The sequence below is a fragment of the Pseudomonas quebecensis genome (assembly GCF_026410085.1).
Classification (GTDB): Bacteria; Pseudomonadota; Gammaproteobacteria; order Pseudomonadales; family Pseudomonadaceae; genus Aquipseudomonas; species Aquipseudomonas quebecensis.
The window spans coordinates 565,851-582,991 of record NZ_CP112866.1; the positions used below are offsets into that span (position 1 = coordinate 565,851).

A 17,141-nucleotide genomic window follows, 5' to 3' on the forward strand; every position below is an offset into this window, starting at 1 on the left:
TGGCGCGCGACGTGCACTATAAGCCGGACGCCCGGAGGGCGGCTAGCATGCCTTGACTTGTGGCAAAGTGCCAGTCCCGCCCGACTGAACGTGGCCGCGAGCGGCCGCGTCAGTCGTCCGTTTCAATCGACTTGTTGTCCTGCCTGAGCATGTTCGATCAAGTAGGGGTTACGTAGCTTTGTGAGCGGCAAATGCCGTTCACAGGGATACGTCATGAATAGTTTTCTGCACACTTCAAGCCAAGATGAAAATGATCACGCACGGTTCGAAATAATTAGAAGAAGGGAGCAGGGTGCACCAGAAACAGTAGCTTATATCCGCGACATTTATCAGCGCCGTTACGGGGCCGATATGACGCCCGCTTCCGACTGGCTGGTGGCACGTCGCAACCTGGCCAGTGGTGCGTTGTCGAGCGGCGCCCTGATCATGCTCGCCGCCCTGGGCTGGGTAGCCGGCGCGACGGTGTGCGGCAAGCGTCTGGCGCGGGTGGATTCCGAGAAGACTGACTGGGGTAGGCATGCATTACGATGGAACACACTATTCAGCGCTGGTCATTGAAAGGCAGTTGAGCAGGATTGACGACGAGGGCGAGCCCCACAGGCACCCCGTCGGTCAATTCGTGTTGGTAAAAAAGGCATGCTCCACGGCCACACGGAGGACCAGCGCTGGTTGCTCAAGCCTGGCATGGCCGTATGGATTGCGCCGCAGACCCTGCACGCCGGCATGGTGCACAGCCAGGTCGACCTTATCGTGCTGTACCTGGGCTTCGATTAATCCAAGGATTTCCCACCACCCTTAAACTGATTGAAGCCTCCGCGCTGATCGTTTCGCTGTGCGACCGACTGGCCGAGGAGGCCGTTCGGCCCACCGGCAGCGCGGCAGATCCATCGCGGGGTACTGGGCCAGACGCTGTGCACCTCGGCGATCCTGCTGGTGATGCTTTTGCACAGTACGCTGGACCTGAACGTGCTGGCCATCAGGTTGTTCTGATGCCGGCTGTGTGACACCGGTCGGCGTTCTGCATCTGTGCACAGGTTCATCTTGACGTAGAATACCGGCCTTTGTTTACACAGTTCATCAGAGGGCTCCATTTTGGCTCAATACGTCTTCACCATGCATCGGCTGGGCAAAGTCGTCCCACCGAAGCGGGAAATCCTGAAAAACATTTCGTTGTCCTTCTTCCCCGGCGCCAAGATCGGCGTGCTCGGCCTCAACGGTTCGGGTAAATCCACCCTGCTGAAAATCATGGCCGGCGTCGACACCGAATTCGAAGGCGAAGCGCGCCCGATGCCGGAGCTGAACATCGGTTACCTGCCGCAGGAGCCGATTCTGGATCCGACCAAGACCGTGCGCGAAGTGGTCGAAGAGGCCGTCAGCGTGATCAAAGACGCCCAGGCGCGCCTGGACGAGGTGTACGCCGCCTACGCCGAACCGGATGCCGACTTCGACAAGCTCGCCGCCGAACAGGCCAAGCTTGAGGCCATCCTGCAGGCCGGCGACGGGCACAATCTGGAGCGCCAGCTGGAAGTTGCCGCCGATGCGCTGCGCCTGCCGGCGTGGGACGCCAAGGTCGAGCACCTCTCCGGTGGTGAAAAGCGTCGTGTGGCCCTGTGCCGCCTGCTGCTGTCGGCCCCCGACATGTTGTTGCTCGACGAACCGACCAACCACTTGGACGCCGATTCCGTCGCCTGGCTGGAACATTTCCTTCACGATTTCCCGGGCACCGTGGTTGCGATCACGCACGACCGTTACTTCCTCGACAACGTGGCCGGCTGGATCCTCGAACTCGACCGTGGCGCCGGTATCCCTTACGAGGGTAACTACTCCGGTTGGCTGGAAGCCAAGTCCGACCGTCTGGCCGCCGAGTCCAAGCAGCAATCGGCTCACGAAAAAGCCATGAAGGAAGAACTGGAATGGGTGCGCAAAGGCGCCAAGGCCCGTCAGTCCAAATCCAAGGCGCGTCTGCAACGCTTTGAAGAAATGCAGTCGCAGGAATTCCAGAAGCGCAGCGAAACCAACGAGATCTACATCCCGGCCGGTCCGCGCCTGGGTGACAAGGTCATCGAATTCAAGAACGTAACTAAGGGCTACGGCGACCGCGTGTTGATCGACAACCTGTCGTTCTCCATGCCAAAAGGCGCGATCGTCGGCGTAATTGGTGGTAACGGTGCGGGTAAATCCACGCTGTTCCGCATGCTGATGGGCAAGGAAACTCCGGATTCGGGCAGCATTGAAATCGGTGAAACCGTGCAGCTGGCCTGTGTTGACCAGAGCCGTGAAGACCTGGACGGCAGCAAGACCGTGTTCCAGCAGATTTCCGACGGTTCCGACCAGATCCGCATCGGTAACTATGAAATCCCGTCGCGCACCTATGTCGGCCGTTTCAACTTCAAGGGCGGCGACCAGCAGAAGTTCGTCAAGGACCTGTCCGGTGGTGAGCGCGGCCGCTTGCACCTGGCCCTGACCCTGAAAGAGGGCGGCAACGTGCTGCTGCTCGACGAACCGTCCAACGACCTCGACGTCGAAACCCTGCGTTCCCTGGAAGAAGCCCTGCTGGACTTCCCTGGCGCCGCCATTGTGATCTCTCACGACCGGTGGTTCCTTGACCGCGTCGCGACGCACATCCTGGCATACGAAGATGACTCCCAAGCGGTGTTCTTCGAAGGCAACTACACCGAGTACGAAGCCGATCGCAAGAAGCGCCTGGGCGATGCTGCTGCCCAGCCGCACCGCGTACGCCACAAAAAACTGGCCTGATTCGGGCCGGGTTGAAAAAAGCGGTGCCCTCGGGCACCGTTTTTTTTTGCACATTTTCCCTGCCCCACATCATTCAACTGTGGGAGGGGGCTCGCCCGCGATAGCACTTCCTCTGACGGTGCACGCCCCAGCTTGGCAATCCCTTTTTAAGTGCATAAAACGTCCATTTCTCTGATTTATTTATATCCATTGCACCATTTAAATTCACAAAGGCGACATTTTGCCCTGTCGCGGTGCGACATGAATTGTTAAAGTCCGGCCCAATCTCATTTTAAAAACAATCAATTTGCCGAGACTCTTCATGATCGAATCCGTCGAATCCTTCCTCGCTCGCCTTAAGAAACGTGACCCCGACCAGCCGGAATTTCACCAGGCAGTAGAAGAAGTCCTGCGCAGCCTGTGGCCGTTTCTTGAAGCCAATCCGCACTATCTGACCTCTGGCATCCTGGAGCGCATGTGCGAGCCCGAGCGTGCGATTACGTTCAGGGTTTCGTGGGTGGATGACCAGGGCAAGGTCCAGGTCAATCGCGGATTCCGCATCCAGATGAACAGCGCGATCGGCCCGTACAAAGGCGGCCTGCGCTTCCATCCGTCGGTCAACCTGGGGGTTTTGAAATTCCTCGCCTTTGAACAGACCTTCAAGAATTCCCTGACCTCGCTGCCCATGGGCGGTGGCAAGGGTGGTTCGGACTTCGATCCCAAGGGCAAGAGCGACGCAGAAGTGATGCGGTTCTGCCAGGCGTTCATGAGCGAGCTGTACCGGCATATCGGTGCGGATGTCGACGTGCCGGCCGGTGATATCGGCGTGGGTGCCCGTGAGATCGGCTTCCTGTTTGGCCAGTACAAACGGCTGAGCAATCAGTTCACCTCGGTGTTCACCGGCAAGGGCATGACCTACGGCGGTAGCCTGATCCGCCCGGAAGCCACCGGTTTTGGCTGTGTGTACTTTGCCGAAGAGATGCTCAAGCGCGACGGCCTGCGCGTGGAAGGCAAGCGCGTCGCGGTATCCGGGTCCGGCAATGTGGCGCAATACGCGGCGCGTAAGGTCATGGACCTGGGCGGCAAGGTGATTTCCTTGTCTGACTCCGAAGGCACCCTGTACGCCGAGAGTGGCCTGACCGAAGAACAATGGTCGGCGCTGCTGGAACTGAAAAACGTGCAACGCGGCCGTATCAGCGAACTGGCCGAGCGCTTTGGCCTGGAGTTCCGCAAAGGGCAAACGCCGTGGGCGCTGGCCTGCGACATCGCCTTGCCCTGCGCCACCCAGAACGAGCTGGACGCCGACGCGGCCCGCACGTTGTTGGGCAATGGCTGCATCTGCGTGGCTGAAGGCGCCAATATGCCGACCACGCTGGAGGCTGTGGATATCTTTATCGAGGCAGGGGTTCTGTTCGCACCCGGCAAAGCATCCAATGCCGGCGGTGTGGCGGTGAGCGGCCTGGAAATGTCGCAGAACGCCATGCGCCTGCTATGGACCGCCGGGGAAGTGGACAGCAAGCTGCACGCGATCATGCAGTCGATCCACCACGCGTGCGTGCACTATGGCGAAGAACACGGCCGGGTTAACTACGTCAAAGGCGCGAACATCGCCGGCTTCGTGAAAGTCGCCGACGCGATGCTGGCCCAAGGCATCGTCTAAACCTCGGCGTCGATGTGCAGCACTTCGATCAACTGATCGCCGACGGGGCGCTTCCACAACACCTCGTCACCGATGCGTGCACCGAGTAATGCGCGGCCGAGGGGTGAACCCCAGTTGATCAAACCGGCGTTGGCGTCGGCCTGGTCTTCACCCACCAGTTGGATGCGCTGCTGTTCGTCGTGCTCGTTGGCGAAGGTGACCCAGCTGCCGATCTGTACCTGGTCGGTGGACGTGGCAGGCGCCACTACCTGGGCGCTTTGCACCCGCTGGTTGAAATAGCGCAAATCCCGCTCAAGGTCGGCCTGGCGCTGTTTATCGGCCTGCTCGCCCTTGGCTGATTCAGCGCCATGTTCCTGCTGCAACTGAGCGACTTTGGCGTGCAACTGCGCCAGACCTTGCGCGGTCAGGCGGTTGGGTTGCTCACTGACTTGACGCTCCACCGGCTGATCGGCCTGGGCGGCGGCGTTATCTTCATTAACAAAAGCACGGCTCATCATGATCTCCTCTATGGAGCTTGGGCCATGTTCGCCGCGCTTTAGTTTCGCTGGATGTCTGAAAGCGACCTATTGGGCGCGATAGGCCCGAGCCGCATCGCGATCCTTCTCCTGCTGCCACTCACGTTCGCGCTCATCCCAATGGCGCTCTTTGTAATCGCGCAGTTCTTCGTTCTCCCGCATCGCCTTGCACTGGCGAAAACCGTCCTCCCAGCCTTCGGCATATTCGCGCTGCTTCAGATAGCGCGGCACGTTCTTGCGAAACTCCCCGCTGATCACCCCAGCCGCCTGGCGACCGCTGCTGCAGCCATCGTCAAAGCCATCGGCGAACGCCGGCGGATAACCCTTGGCCAATAACTCCTGATGGGTGGTCTGACAACCCGCCAACCCCAGTACCGCATACAACATGACCGCATAGCGCCACATGGCGTACTCCCTGGCCGTTTTACGGCTGATAGGGAAAGTCTAGAAGGGGATTCGTCGGACGGATGTGAAGCGGGTGTGAGAAATGTGTTGGGCTTACGGTTGAGGCCAAACCTGTGCTCAGCTGACTTCAGGGGGGCAGGCCGCCTGTTGAGTGGTCAGCGCCGCATGGTCAGCCAGTTCCTGTTGGATAAACGCTGCAATCATGGCGCGGTACACCTGCTCGGTGACTTGCGGATTGGCTCCCGCCGCCTGCGCCAGATTGCGCACTTTAGCGATCACTTGTTCGACCCGTTGCGGTGCCTTGACGCCATCGGCATCTTTCTTGAAGTGGGCAGCCTGGGAGACGTAGCGGCCGCGTTCGGCCAGCAGGGTGACGATTTGCTGGTCGAGGCGGTCGATGTTGGTTCGCACTTCTTCAAGGGTGGTGCAGATGACGGCCATGTCGAGTGAACTCCTGATTGTGCAGGCAATGCTAGCAAATGTGGGAGGGGACTTGCCCCCTGATGGCATAGGTATCTACACAGCTTTGGCTTAACACTAAACGCCCGGCAGATAGAGCTGTTGTGGCGAGCGGGCTTGTCCCGCGTTGGGCTGCGTAGCAGTCCCAAAACCAGCCTCTACAGAGTGTCTGATACACCGCGTTCTTCTTTACCGGGGCTGCTACGCAGCCCAACGCGGGACAAGCCCGCTCGCCACAGGGAGTTTTTTCAGGATCGGAAAAGTTGTGTAGAGACCCATGCCCCGATAGAGGTGTGTCAGCCACTCGATACTGGACTGAACCGCCGCCATCGGGGGCATACCCCCTACCACATGTTCGTTTTCCGGCAGGCGTTGGTCAGTAGTGATACCACTTCACTTCCAGCATCACTTCATTGACCGGCGAAGATAAATGGCTGTATTCGCGCTGGGCGCTCAGGCGCAGGCCCAGGTTGCGCGACAGTTCCCATTGCTGGTTGAGGCTGAGGCTGCGCCGTACTTCGCCATTGGTGAAGAAGTCACCCTTGGCTTCCAGGCTCAGGTTGCCCAGCGGGTTTTTCCACAGCACGCCGGTGTTGAAGCCCGCCGCGGGGGAGATGGCTTCGCTGAAGTCGTTGTTATGCTCCACCCGCACGGTGCCAAGGGCAAAGCCGAGCATGTCGTCGCGCAGTTGCCAGGTGCTGCCGGCGCCACCATTGACGTGGGCGACCAGGGTTTCGTCGTCGTGTTTGCCCGGTACGCGCTCCAGGCCACCGGTGACTTGCCACGACCAGGGTTGCAGTAACGCGTTGCGTGGAGTCAGGGAGCGGATGGTGGCCAGGTCCAGTTGCTGCAGTTGCCAGTGATTGCCTTCGTACTGGCGCAGTTTCATTTGCAGGATTTCGATCTGCGCGCCGAGGGGGAAGCCTTCGGCGTTGTCGTTGAGGTCGTGGTAAGCCATGCGCAGGCCGTATTCGCCGAAGGCCTTGTCGCCACGGGTGCCGATGCCGGCTTGCCAGGTACGTGATTCATGGCCGTCTTCCGGCAGGCCGGGCGGCTGGATCTTGAGGTCGGGCGCGGGGTTCTGGTTGATCGCGCGCAGCAGTTCGAAGCTGCGCTGGGAGCGGGCGGTGTCGCGCTCCAGGCCGTTGGCGCGGTAGCGGCCCAGGCGGTAGGCAGCGTCGATAATCAGGGCCTGGCGCTCGCGGGGCAGGGCTTTGAAGGCCGCTTGCTGCAATTGTTTCTGGTCGTCGCTGATCTTGAGCACCCATTGCTGCTCGTCGCCGTCCAGGGGGTTGGCGCGTTCAAGCAATTCGCGCTCGCGGGACGGGCGATAGTCGATTTTTTCCACCAGACCGGCCTCTTTCACCGCTTTGACGGTATCGGTGGGGATGGCGGTCAGCGGGAACTGTTCGGTCAAACGCAGGCCGGGGCGGGCGACTTGCAGCAGCTCCAACAGGCGATAGGAGCAGTTTTCGTCGAAGAAGAAGTAATCGAACTGGATCTGCTTGAGTTCCCACACATGCTCGACCATGCGCTCGGTCTCGACCTGGGTAAGGTTGAGGCGGTATTCCCACAAGTCACGGTTCTCCAGGCTACGGTACTCGGAGAGTTTTTCCTGGTAGGGCACCAGCGCGAACAGGCCGGGGTAGCCACCCATCAGGCCTTTCCAGGCGTAGAGGATGCTGTTGTCCGAGCCCTCGATATACGCGCCGAAGTTGATCGCGTAGCTGAGCAGCGCGGTGTTGTTGCTTTGCACGTCGGTCTGGTCGATACGCAGCAAGGTGTGGCCGAACATCGACGACGGGCTGTTGAGGTAGGCCGCCGGGAAGATCATCACCGCGCTGTGGGGGGCGACGTCCTTGAACCATTGCTTGAATTCGGCGCAGTCCACGGCGGGCAGGTCGGTCAGGTGCAACTGATCCTTGAGCCAGCGGGTACGTGCGGGGTAAACGCATTGGGCGTGTTTTTCACCCAGGCTGGCGGGCGCATAGAGTGCGTCGACGGTGGCCTTGAGTTCCGCGTCCGGATGGTGAGCGCCATCGGCCGCGAGGAAGAATTTCTTATCGCTGACATAACTGCGCCAGCCTTTGAGCTTGCCGGCTTCGTAATGGCCCAGGGAAAGCCAGAACGGATCGTTGGCCAATTGCTGCAAACGCTGATCATCAAGGTGCGGGGCCGCATACAGCGGGGCGCAGGCGAAGAGTGCCAGGCAGGCAATTCGTTTGAGCATAGAGGCAACTTAAGTCGGAAATAGAAAGACCCAAAGGGGAGGCGGGCCCAAAAATAAAACCCGCGCCTGGAGAGGCGCGGGCCGGTCGAGCTTAAGCCTGGGTCGCGTATTTCGCCAGACGGGCATCGCTTTTCAGTACAGCGAGGGTGTTGTTGTGCACGTCGTCAGCGGTCACGTCAGCCTTGCTGAAGATCTGCTGGAAGTGCTCGTGGGTCACGGCAGCGAAGTGCTCGCGATCTTCAGGGGCAACGCCCAGTACCACGGCGTAGGTGGTCAGTGCTTCGCCATTACCCTTGGCCATGTCTTCGGACAGCTCGTTCATCATGCCATTCATGGCAATCCAGGACTTGCCGCCGTAGGTCAGCGCGCTATTGGTGCTGCAACCGTTGGTACCCGAGGTCATGCCGAAGGTGGCGTTACCGGAGGTGCCGTTGGTGGTGGAAGCCAGGAAGTGAGCCGGAGTACCGCGCTGGCCTTCGAACAACATGTTGCCCCAACCGCAGTTCGGGCCACCTGGCGCTTCTGCCATTGCATTGAGGGAGACGACGGTGAAGAGAGTACCGAGAAGGATCCGTTTCATAGCTTTGTTCTCTTTGTGTGCAACCAATGGACAAGGGTTCAGGCACTTCATAGCGCCCCAGGGATCGGTTATTAGTCCAACCCGCGCAGTTTGGAGTTTAGGCACGTTCGAAGGGTTCCGTGTGTTTTTATAAAACCGTTGGCGATTTGATGAAATATTTGCCGGTCGCGTCCCGCGTCTAAGCTTTCCCAGAGACCTGCCTTGCCAGAGCGCGCAAGGGGGAGCCAGAATGCCGTTATCTGCCCCGCCTGATGTAAGGAAGCCCGATGCCTGATCCTGTTGCTGCCAGCCTGCGTCTAGCGCCTGATGCGCTGACTCGTCCTTTCTCCGCTGAACAGTTCAGCTTCTCGACCACCAATGATTTGGAGCCCTTTCGCGGTGTGCTTGGCCAGGAACGCGCGGTTGAAGCCTTGCAGTTCGGTGTGGCCATGCCACGCCCCGGTTACAACGTATTTGTCATGGGCGAGCCGGGTACCGGTCGCTTTTCGTTCGTCAAACGCTACCTGAAGGCCGAGGGCAAGCGCCTGCAGACCCCGTCGGACTGGGTCTACGTCAATAATTTCGATGAGCCGCGCGAGCCGCGCGCCCTTGAGTTGCCCGCCGGTGGCGCCGCAGCGTTCATCACCGATATCAATGCACTGATCGACAACCTGGTGGCCACATTCCCCGCGGTGTTCGAACACCCCACCTACCAGCAGCGCAAGAGCGCCATCGACCGCGCCTTCAATCAGCGCTACGACAAGGCGCTGGATGTCATCGAACGCCTGGCGCTGGAAAAGGACGTGGCGCTGTACCGCGACAGCTCCAACATCGCCTTCACTCCCATGCTCGATGGCAAGGCGCTGGACGAGGCCGAGTTCTCGCAGCTGCCCGAGGCCGAGCGCGAGCGCTTTCATACCGATATTTCCGAGCTGGAAGAGCGCCTCAACGAAGAGCTGGCCAGCCTGCCGCAGTGGAAGCGTGAGTCGAATAACCAGCTGCGCCAATTCAACGAAGAAACCATCACCCTGGCCCTGCAGCCCTTGCTGGCGCCGTTGTCGGAAAAATACGCGGAAAACGCGGCCGTCTGCGGTTACCTGCAAGCCATGCAGGTGTACCTGCTCAAGACCGTGGTCGAGCAACTGGTGGATGATGCCAAGACCGACGCCCAGGCCCGCAAGCTGCTGGAAGAGCAATATTGCCCGAGCCTGGTGGTGGGCCATCCGGTCAACGGCGGCGCGCCGGTGGTGTTCGAACCGCACCCAACCTACGACAACCTGTTCGGCCGTATCGAATACAGCACCGACCAGGGCGCGCTCTACACCACCTATCGGCAACTGCGCGCCGGGGCGTTGCACCGTGCCAATGGCGGATTCCTGATCCTTGAAGCGGAAAAAATGCTCAGCGAGCCGTTCGTGTGGGACGCGCTCAAGCGTTCCCTGCAGTCGCGCAAGCTGAAAATGGAATCGCCCCTGGGCGAACTGGGTCGCCTGGCAACTGTGACCCTCAACCCGCAGATGATCCCGCTGCAGGTCAAGGTCATCATCATCGGTTCGCGTCAGTTGTACTACGCCTTGCAGGACGCCGATCCGGACTTCCAGGAAATGTTCCGGGTGCTGGTGGACTTCGACGAAGACATCCCGATGGTGGACGAAAGCCTGGAGCAGTTCGCGCAGTTGCTCAAAACCCGCACCTCGGAAGAAGGCATGGCGCCGCTGACGTCGGACGCCGTGGCGCGCCTGGCTACTTACAGCGCGCGGCTGGCGGAGCATCAGGGGCGCTTGTCGGCGCGCATTGGTGATCTCTTCCAACTGGTCAGCGAGGCGGATTTCATTCGCCATCTGGCGGGCGACGAGATGACTGACGCCGGCCATATCGAACGCGCGCTCAAGGCCAAGGCCACGCGCACCGGGCGGGTATCGGCGCGGATTCTCGACGATATGCTCGCCGGGGTAATCCTGATCGACACGGCCGGTGCGGCGGTTGGCAAGTGCAACGGGCTGACGGTGCTGGAAGTGGGCGACTCGGCGTTCGGCGTGCCGGCGCGGATTTCCGCCACGGTGTACCCGGGCGGCAGCGGGATTGTCGACATCGAGCGCGAGGTCAACCTCGGCCAGCCGATCCACTCCAAGGGCGTGATGATCCTCACGGGTTACCTGGGCAGCCGCTATGCCCAGGAATTTCCGCTGGCGATTTCGGCCAGCATCGCTTTGGAACAGTCCTACGGCTACGTGGACGGTGACAGTGCGTCCCTGGGTGAGGCGTGTACGTTGATTTCGGCCCTGTCGAAAACCCCACTCAAGCAGTGTTTTGCCATCACCGGTTCCATCAACCAGTTTGGTGAAGTGCAGGCGGTCGGCGGGGTCAACGAGAAGATCGAAGGGTTTTTCCGTCTCTGCGAGGCTCGCGGGCTGACCGGCGAGCAGGGGGCAATCATCCCCCAGGCCAACGTCGCCACGCTGATGCTTGATGAGAAAGTGCTGCAGGCCGTACGCGCCGGGCAGTTCCACATCTATGCAGTGCGCCAGGCCGACGAAGCCTTGAGCCTGCTGGTGGGCGAGGATGCCGGTGAGCCGGATGCCGAAGGGCAATTCCCGGAAGGCACCGTCAACGCCCGTGTGGTCGAGCGGTTGCGCGCGATCGCCGAGATGATCAGCGAGGACGATCTCAAAGAAGCCGAGAAGGAATTGGCACAGCAGGCACTGGCCGAAGCCAAGCCCGCTTCATAACCGGCCCATAGGCGGTGAGCGAACTGGCCTCGCGCGGGGCAAGCCCGCTCACCACATGGGTTGGTGTGTTGTCACAGAGCCGGAGTGATCGGCTCTTCTTCTAAAAGTAAATGACGCTGAAATGCTGACGCCACTCCTCGTCCTTGTGGTGAGCGAGCTGGCCTCGCGCGGGCCTGTTCGGCCAACGCAAGGTTGGCAGAAATGACAATAATTTGACTGACGCCAGGAGGCGCTTGCACCGTTGGTCTCTACGGCCTTGGTTTGTCGTGGTTTTCTTCTATTCTGAGGATTAGGGATATCTGCAGGAGTCGCTGGATAGAGACAGCCTCGCCCACGCGCCGGGATTGAACACCGATCTACCGAGGGTCGCCGCCATGCCGCGCAACCTCTGTCTTACCCGCCAGTACTTCGGCCTGGCTACCCGTATCGAATGCGTCATTCGCCCTCTCGCGGGGGATGACGGCCTGTGGACGGTCTTATTCGCCGCCGGAATGAGCGGTGAGCAACCTTCAGCCGTCAAATCCCAGGGACCTTTTCGCGGTCCCGTGGAAGCCGCCAAACTGCTCGACTCGATCGTCGAAAATCTGACAGGGCAAGGCTACAAGCATGCCGAGGACCCGCCGATCTGGTGCCTGCACCTGCAGGCTCATCTGCGATCGCTTAACCGCAGCCACGAACAGCTCGCGCTGTAGCCAGGCTTATTTGTTTTCGGGCTTGTCCAGTTTGACCTCGAACCCGTATTGCACGGTAATCAGGTCGGTGCGCTGATAGCTTTCCAGAACGGTCGGCCGGCCGTAAAAATAATGCACATCAAACAGCGCCGTGCCGTATTCCGCGGCGCGGTGGCTGACGCCCAGGATTTCCTTGAGGTAATTGCCGCTGGCGTCCTTGGCGTAGAAGCGCCAACTGTCGGCCGGAAAGGCTTTCTGATCGACGATCAGCGCGTTGTCCTTGAGCGACAGGCCCTTGGGCAGGGTCGTTGCGTCAATCTGGTTCTTTTCGATGGTCGCCAGGAACAGCGGAATCGAGCCCACCACAAAGGCCGGGGTTTCCGGAAACAGTGTGAGATCGTAGGTGAGGGTGCCGCGCGCCGGGTTCAGCTCATACGCCTCGGTCGGCAACTCGATGGGCTCGCCGCGCTCGCCCTTGTTATCGGCGGTAAAGAAGGTCACCGGCGACTCCCCGCTGTTGCGCTCGGCGCCCACCAGATCATCGTTGAAGGTGAAGGGATGGTCGAACACGATGGTCGCGGCGCTGGCGTCTTCGACGGACTGGCTGATCGTGACGCTGTTTTTGAGTTGCTCTTCGGTCAGTGTGGCGTCTTTGAGCCAGGCCGCGGCGCCGTCCTCATACACCGTGACCGGCATGGGCAGGGCCTGCACGGTTTTTTCCAGGCTGTTTCTGTCGAAGCGCTGCACGGGCAGGTCCAGGTCCTTGCGTGTGATCGACGCCTGGGAAAAGTCCAGCACGTTGACCTGCAGGGTGTCGACCAGGCCATTGAAATAAACCTTGGCGTAATGGGTGCTCTGCTGGTGCTCGAAGGCTTTTCGCTCGTCGTTGAGCTGTTGCTCGAATGCATCGGACCAGGCGTTCTGCTTCTGCATCTCGGCCAGTTGTTTCTGATAGAACGCCACCTGGGCTGCACTCTCATTGATGGCGCCCGCACGGGTGAGAAACTGCCCGGTGCTGTCGCGCGCCTGCACAAGCAGCGGGTTGGGGGATTCATCGCCCACTTGGGGGGCGAGGGGCGCACGGTTGGTCAGTTCGATTTCGGCGTAGTTCTTCTCCAGGCGCAGCAGGTTAACGCTGATCGCGCCCTCGGTGCGCGGGTGGCCCACGTCCTTTTTCGCCAGGTCGAACGTCAGCACATTGCCCGGCGTGATGACTTCCACTGTGCCCTTGAGGCTGACCGGCTGCGGCTGGCTTTTGTTTTCGGTCTCGATGCCGTCGATGAACGGGTAGGTCACCGTCAGATCATCGGGGTTGGTCAGGTTGGAACTGCTGGGACTCAGCTGGATGCCCGGGTCGGTTTCCGACCACTCCGGTTGGAACGGGATGACCTTATGGTTGCTGAGCGTCACGGACTGCCATTCCAGGCTGTGGGGAAACGGGAATTGATCGGGCTGGTTGAAGTTGAACGGAAAGACCGGCTGCAGATCCGTCAGGTAATCGGAGTGAGAGGTCTTGCGCAACACGAACAGGCCATTGATGTAAGTGTCCACCAGTGCCTGGGGCGTGGGGTAATGCTTGAGCAGAGCCAGGGTGTCTTCGCCGTACTCGGGCTCGATGGGCTTGCTGGCGAGCTTGATCTGCGCGCGCTCGAGCAACAGCAGGGAACCGCCGAGGTCGGCGATGGCGTCGCGCAGCTTGGGGTCCTGGATGCGGTCGAGGGATTGTTCGAACTGCGCGGTCTTCTCTTCGAGCGTGGCTTGTTTTTTTTCATCATCAGGCGAGCAACCGCCCGCCAGCAGCAGCGCCGCACATAAGCCGATACCGGCCAAAGGGGTTCGCACATCCATCATCTGAGAGTCTTCCTGTCCGACGTCATCGAGCCGAGTTGATGGGCTCGACACTAGCAGAAAAATTCTCTTACAGAAGCCGCTCAGGTCAGTTTTCTCGCGGTTACAGCGCTTTGGTGGCGGCTGGTATACTCGCCGCCATTTCTAACCACGCTGTGTGAGATCCAATGGAACGCTTTATCGAAAATGCGATGTACGCCTCGCGCTGGTTGCTGGCGCCGATCTACCTGGGATTGTCCCTGGGGTTATTGATCCTGGCGTTGAAATTCTTCCAGGAAATCATCCACGTCATCCCCAACATCTTCAGCATGTTGGAAGCCGAAGTGATCCTGTTGCTGCTGTCATTGATCGACATGGCCCTGGTCGGCGGCCTGCTGGTGATGGTGATGATCTCCGGCTACGAGAACTTCGTCTCGCAGCTGGATATCGATGACAACAAGGAAAAGCTCAACTGGCTGGGCACCATGGACTCTTCGTCGCTGAAGATGAAAGTGGCGGCGTCCATCGTGGCGATTTCCTCCATCCACTTGCTGCGCATCTTCATGGACGCCAAGAACGTCGATCCCCAGCACCTGATGTGGTACGTGATCATCCACATGACCTTCGTGGTCTCGGCTTTTGCCATGGGTTATCTGGACAAACTCACCAAGCATTGATACCGCGCGCCGGCCTTACTGTTCGATGAAGTAGTAGGGCTGGCGGTTGACGGCCATCTCCTTGATCACCTTGACCTGTGTGCTCAGCCGGTCGGTATGGTCCAGCAGCGCAACGTTGCCGGGCCTGGCGGCGAGGTAGCTGTGCAGTTGCGCTTCGGTTTGCAGGATCTTCAAATAGCCCTGCATGTAGAACACGCCGGCTCCGGCGATGCGTTCGTTGGGTTGAAACAACACCACATCCCTGCCTTCGGCCTGCAGCGCCTGGATCTGACTGATCAAGGGCACGAACGAATGGCGCACGTCGGCCTTGGGCGCAAACCAGAACGCTGCCGTCAGATAGCAGGCCACCGCCACGGCGAACACGCTGCCGATCACGCGCTTATGGTGCTTGTACAACGCCGGCTTGTGCGCCTGGAGCCACGCCAGCAGCACCCGCGCATACTCGGCGGCCAGGACCGCGGCGGCGGGCGTCAGGGCCATCAGGTACACCGTGCGTTTGCTTGAGGCCAATGTCAGCAAGGTGAACTGTGCCACCAGCCAGACACTGAAAAACAAGTGGTAGCGATTACGCGCCAGGCTTTTGCGCAAATGCCATAGCCCCAGGTACACCAGGATGTTCCACGGTAAAAATGCTTCGGGCAGTTTCAGCAGGTAGTAATAGAACGGCTCGTAATGCCCGGCCTCGACGAATTCGCCGCTGAAGCGCCCCACGCTGTTGGTCCACAGAACCTCGCCCACCGCCTGCAGGCCGCCGCGCTGGAACAGGAACATCAGCCAGATCAGCAGAGGAATCAGGGCCAACAGGGTAAACGCCGCCGGTTTAAGCCAATCCCCGAGGCGCAGGCGTTTGTCCAGCAGGGTGGTGCTGGCCAGGTAGACGAAAATCACCACGCCGGGCATCGCCAGGCCCAGCACGCCTTTGCTCAAGGTGGCGATCACCATCCCGGCGGTGAACAGCGCCCAGGCCCCGGTTGCCGAACCCTGACGTTCGGGGCGCACCGCCTGGTAGAACGCCAGCAGGGCAGTGGTCACACCGAGGGTGAGCAGTGAGTCCTCGCCCACGCCGCGCACGTTGCTCCAATAACTGGCCATGGTCGCCAGGATCAACGCCGCGCTGAAGGCCAAGGTCTGCGGGCGCCCGAATCTGCGCAGCATCGCGTACAGCAGCATCACGCTGAACAACCCGGCAAACGCCGAGGCCAGGCGTACCGCCCAGGGGCTGGCGCCGAACAGTCGAATCGCCCCGGCGTCCAACCAAAGGCTCAGGGGCGGCTTTTCCAGGAAGGGCTCGCGAAACAGCTGCGGCACCACCCAATCATTGTCCAAGTGCATGGCCATGGCGATCCCGGCGACGCGGGCTTCGGTTGAGCCTTGCAGTTCGTGGTTACCCAGGGCAAAGAAAAACAACAGACCAGCGAGCAGGAGCAGCAGAGGGGCGGGACGCGTCATGGGGTGTGGGTACCGGGCAGTGGGCCGTTCGGGGGAACGGCCTTGGCATCCGGCTAGTATCGGTCGGGGTTTCTGAACATTTCGTGAACGACCGTCGGATTTCTCTATCGGTGTTCAGGGTGCCTGCAAGCTGGGCAGTGCGGCTTTGCCTTGAGGCGTCAGGACCGGTGCCAATTGCTCCCAGGTAAACGACAGCTCGTTGTCGCAGCCGTCGCCGTTGGCCGGTGTCGAAAGTTGCAGGCCCTGGGTGTTGAAGCTCAGGTCGAACCGGGAATAGTCGGTGATCGCCGGGCAGCCCTCGTCGGTACTGGTTTGCTTGACCAGCCAATGGCTGAACGTGGCGGGCAGCGTCACCTCGCCGGAATAGGCGTCATGCCATTGCTGGCGCGCTCCCAGCCATGTCCACGGGTCGACGCCTTCGCCGGTCTGCAGATTAAACGAATGCAACCCCCAACTGATGCCCCTGGCGCCTGTACCGGCGGCCCAGCGATAGAACCTGACCGTTATCCACTGCGACGACCAATAGGTCGGCTCAACCACGATTTCACTGGTATAGGCCGAACCGTTTCGCCCCAGATACTCACGCCGCTCGCGCAGGTAGTCAGCCTGGTCATCGTCGTTAACGGCCAGCGCGGCGAGTTGCCGATTGATCTTCTGCACCGCCGGGCCTTCGCCTTCGAGTTGCAGCGTGACGCGCGCGCCTTGTGTCTTGAGCTGATAACGGTGCTCGCCGAAGGCTTTCTTCTCCACCTTGACCGGCAGCGGCGCCGCTTCCAATGCAGCGTTATACGCATCGCTGCCACAACCGTCGCCTGGCGTGCCCACGCGTTGCAGGGTAATCGGCAGCGGTGTGCCGCCCTTCGTTTTGCTCCACGTGCCTGCCAGCGTATTGCCCTGCAAGCCGCCCAGCGTCCACAACCCGGTATTGCCTTCTTCCACCCACGGCGCATTGGCACTTGCCTGGGTCAGTTGGATGGGCGTGAGGATGCGCTGGTAGTAATAACTGCCATGCTCCCCGCCGGCGCCGTTGAAGCAGGCCGTGATGGCGGACTTGCCCAGCGTCCCCTTCCAGACGCCCGCCAGGTCGGCAGCGCAGGTGAGCAATGGCGTACAGGCGAGGGCGAACACAGCGAGAGGCTTGAGCACGGGTATCTGACTTCCGGATGTCTGATAAAGGCCGACAGGTTAATCGGGACCGTACCCGGATACCAGCCGGGCAAGCCT

Annotated in this window: 15 protein-coding genes; 7 read left to right on the top strand and 8 right to left on the bottom strand. The window is 60.5% G+C overall.

What is annotated here, in order from left to right:
* Nucleotides 1-213: 213 nt before the first annotated feature.
* The 4 genes from OSC50_RS02730 (at nucleotide 214) to gdhA (ending at nucleotide 4,396) form a co-directional block, all read left to right on the top strand.
* Nucleotides 214-558, top strand: a complete 345-nt coding sequence (locus tag OSC50_RS02730) for a hypothetical protein (RefSeq protein WP_266246848.1) — start codon at nucleotides 214-216, stop codon at nucleotides 556-558.
* Between the two features lie 78 nt (nucleotides 559-636).
* The gene (locus OSC50_RS02735) at nucleotides 637-774 is read left to right on the top strand and encodes a cupin domain-containing protein (RefSeq protein ID WP_181080051.1); all 138 of its coding nucleotides are present in this window, start codon (nucleotides 637-639) and stop codon (nucleotides 772-774) included.
* 318 nt (nucleotides 775-1,092) lie between these two features.
* Nucleotides 1,093-2,757, top strand: a complete 1,665-nt coding sequence (gene ettA, locus OSC50_RS02740; RefSeq protein ID WP_181080050.1) for an energy-dependent translational throttle protein EttA — start codon at nucleotides 1,093-1,095, stop codon at nucleotides 2,755-2,757.
* A 301-nt stretch (nucleotides 2,758-3,058) separates the two neighbouring features.
* Complete coding sequence (gene gdhA, locus OSC50_RS02745; protein ID WP_253509478.1) at nucleotides 3,059-4,396, top strand: NADP-specific glutamate dehydrogenase; 1,338 nt, start codon at nucleotides 3,059-3,061, stop codon at nucleotides 4,394-4,396.
* Here the strand turns inward: gdhA and OSC50_RS02750 are convergent.
* From OSC50_RS02750 to OSC50_RS02770, 5 genes are all read right to left on the bottom strand, one after another.
* Nucleotides 4,393-4,890, bottom strand: coding sequence for a GreA/GreB family elongation factor (locus OSC50_RS02750; RefSeq protein WP_266246847.1), 498 nt, complete (start codon nucleotides 4,888-4,890; stop codon nucleotides 4,393-4,395). The genes gdhA and OSC50_RS02750 overlap by 4 nt on opposite strands.
* A gap of 69 nt (nucleotides 4,891-4,959) precedes the next feature.
* On the bottom strand, nucleotides 4,960-5,316 hold the full coding sequence (locus tag OSC50_RS02755; protein ID WP_181080047.1) for a hypothetical protein: 357 nt from the start codon (nucleotides 5,314-5,316) through the stop codon (nucleotides 4,960-4,962).
* Nucleotides 5,317-5,433: 117 nt separating this feature from the next.
* Complete coding sequence (locus OSC50_RS02760) at nucleotides 5,434-5,757, bottom strand: chorismate mutase (protein ID WP_266246846.1); 324 nt, start codon at nucleotides 5,755-5,757, stop codon at nucleotides 5,434-5,436.
* Between the two features lie 394 nt (nucleotides 5,758-6,151).
* Nucleotides 6,152-8,005 (bottom strand): Lnb N-terminal periplasmic domain-containing protein, encoded by a 1,854-nt coding sequence (locus tag OSC50_RS02765; RefSeq protein ID WP_266246845.1) that lies wholly within the window; start codon nucleotides 8,003-8,005, stop codon nucleotides 6,152-6,154.
* A gap of 91 nt (nucleotides 8,006-8,096) precedes the next feature.
* On the bottom strand, nucleotides 8,097-8,585 hold the full coding sequence (locus tag OSC50_RS02770) for a DUF3015 domain-containing protein (protein ID WP_016973832.1): 489 nt from the start codon (nucleotides 8,583-8,585) through the stop codon (nucleotides 8,097-8,099).
* Between the two features lie 266 nt (nucleotides 8,586-8,851).
* Between OSC50_RS02770 and OSC50_RS02775 the strand changes: the two genes are divergently transcribed.
* A complete protein-coding gene (locus tag OSC50_RS02775; RefSeq protein WP_181080044.1) occupies nucleotides 8,852-11,293 on the top strand; it encodes a Lon protease family protein in 2,442 nt (813 codons plus the stop codon).
* A gap of 374 nt (nucleotides 11,294-11,667) precedes the next feature.
* Nucleotides 11,668-11,985: a PA4575 family protein gene (locus OSC50_RS02780; RefSeq protein ID WP_181080063.1), complete on the top strand. Its 318-nt coding sequence runs from the start codon at nucleotides 11,668-11,670 to the stop codon at nucleotides 11,983-11,985.
* Nucleotides 11,986-11,991: 6 nt separating this feature from the next.
* On the opposite strand, the gene OSC50_RS02785 is transcribed toward OSC50_RS02780, so the two are convergent.
* Nucleotides 11,992-13,815: a hypothetical protein gene (locus OSC50_RS02785; RefSeq protein WP_266246843.1), complete on the bottom strand. Its 1,824-nt coding sequence runs from the start codon at nucleotides 13,813-13,815 to the stop codon at nucleotides 11,992-11,994.
* A 164-nt stretch (nucleotides 13,816-13,979) separates the two neighbouring features.
* Here OSC50_RS02785 and OSC50_RS02790 point away from each other — a divergent pair, with 164 nt between their 5' ends.
* A complete protein-coding gene (locus OSC50_RS02790; RefSeq protein WP_181080042.1) occupies nucleotides 13,980-14,468 on the top strand; it encodes a TIGR00645 family protein in 489 nt (162 codons plus the stop codon).
* A 15-nt stretch (nucleotides 14,469-14,483) separates the two neighbouring features.
* Here the strand turns inward: OSC50_RS02790 and OSC50_RS02795 are convergent, their stop codons facing one another.
* A complete protein-coding gene (locus OSC50_RS02795; RefSeq protein WP_253509467.1) occupies nucleotides 14,484-15,917 on the bottom strand; it encodes an ArnT family glycosyltransferase in 1,434 nt (477 codons plus the stop codon).
* A gap of 114 nt (nucleotides 15,918-16,031) precedes the next feature.
* Nucleotides 16,032-17,063, bottom strand: a complete 1,032-nt coding sequence (locus OSC50_RS02800) for a hypothetical protein (protein WP_266246840.1) — start codon at nucleotides 17,061-17,063, stop codon at nucleotides 16,032-16,034.
* Nucleotides 17,064-17,141 lie beyond the last annotated feature (78 nt).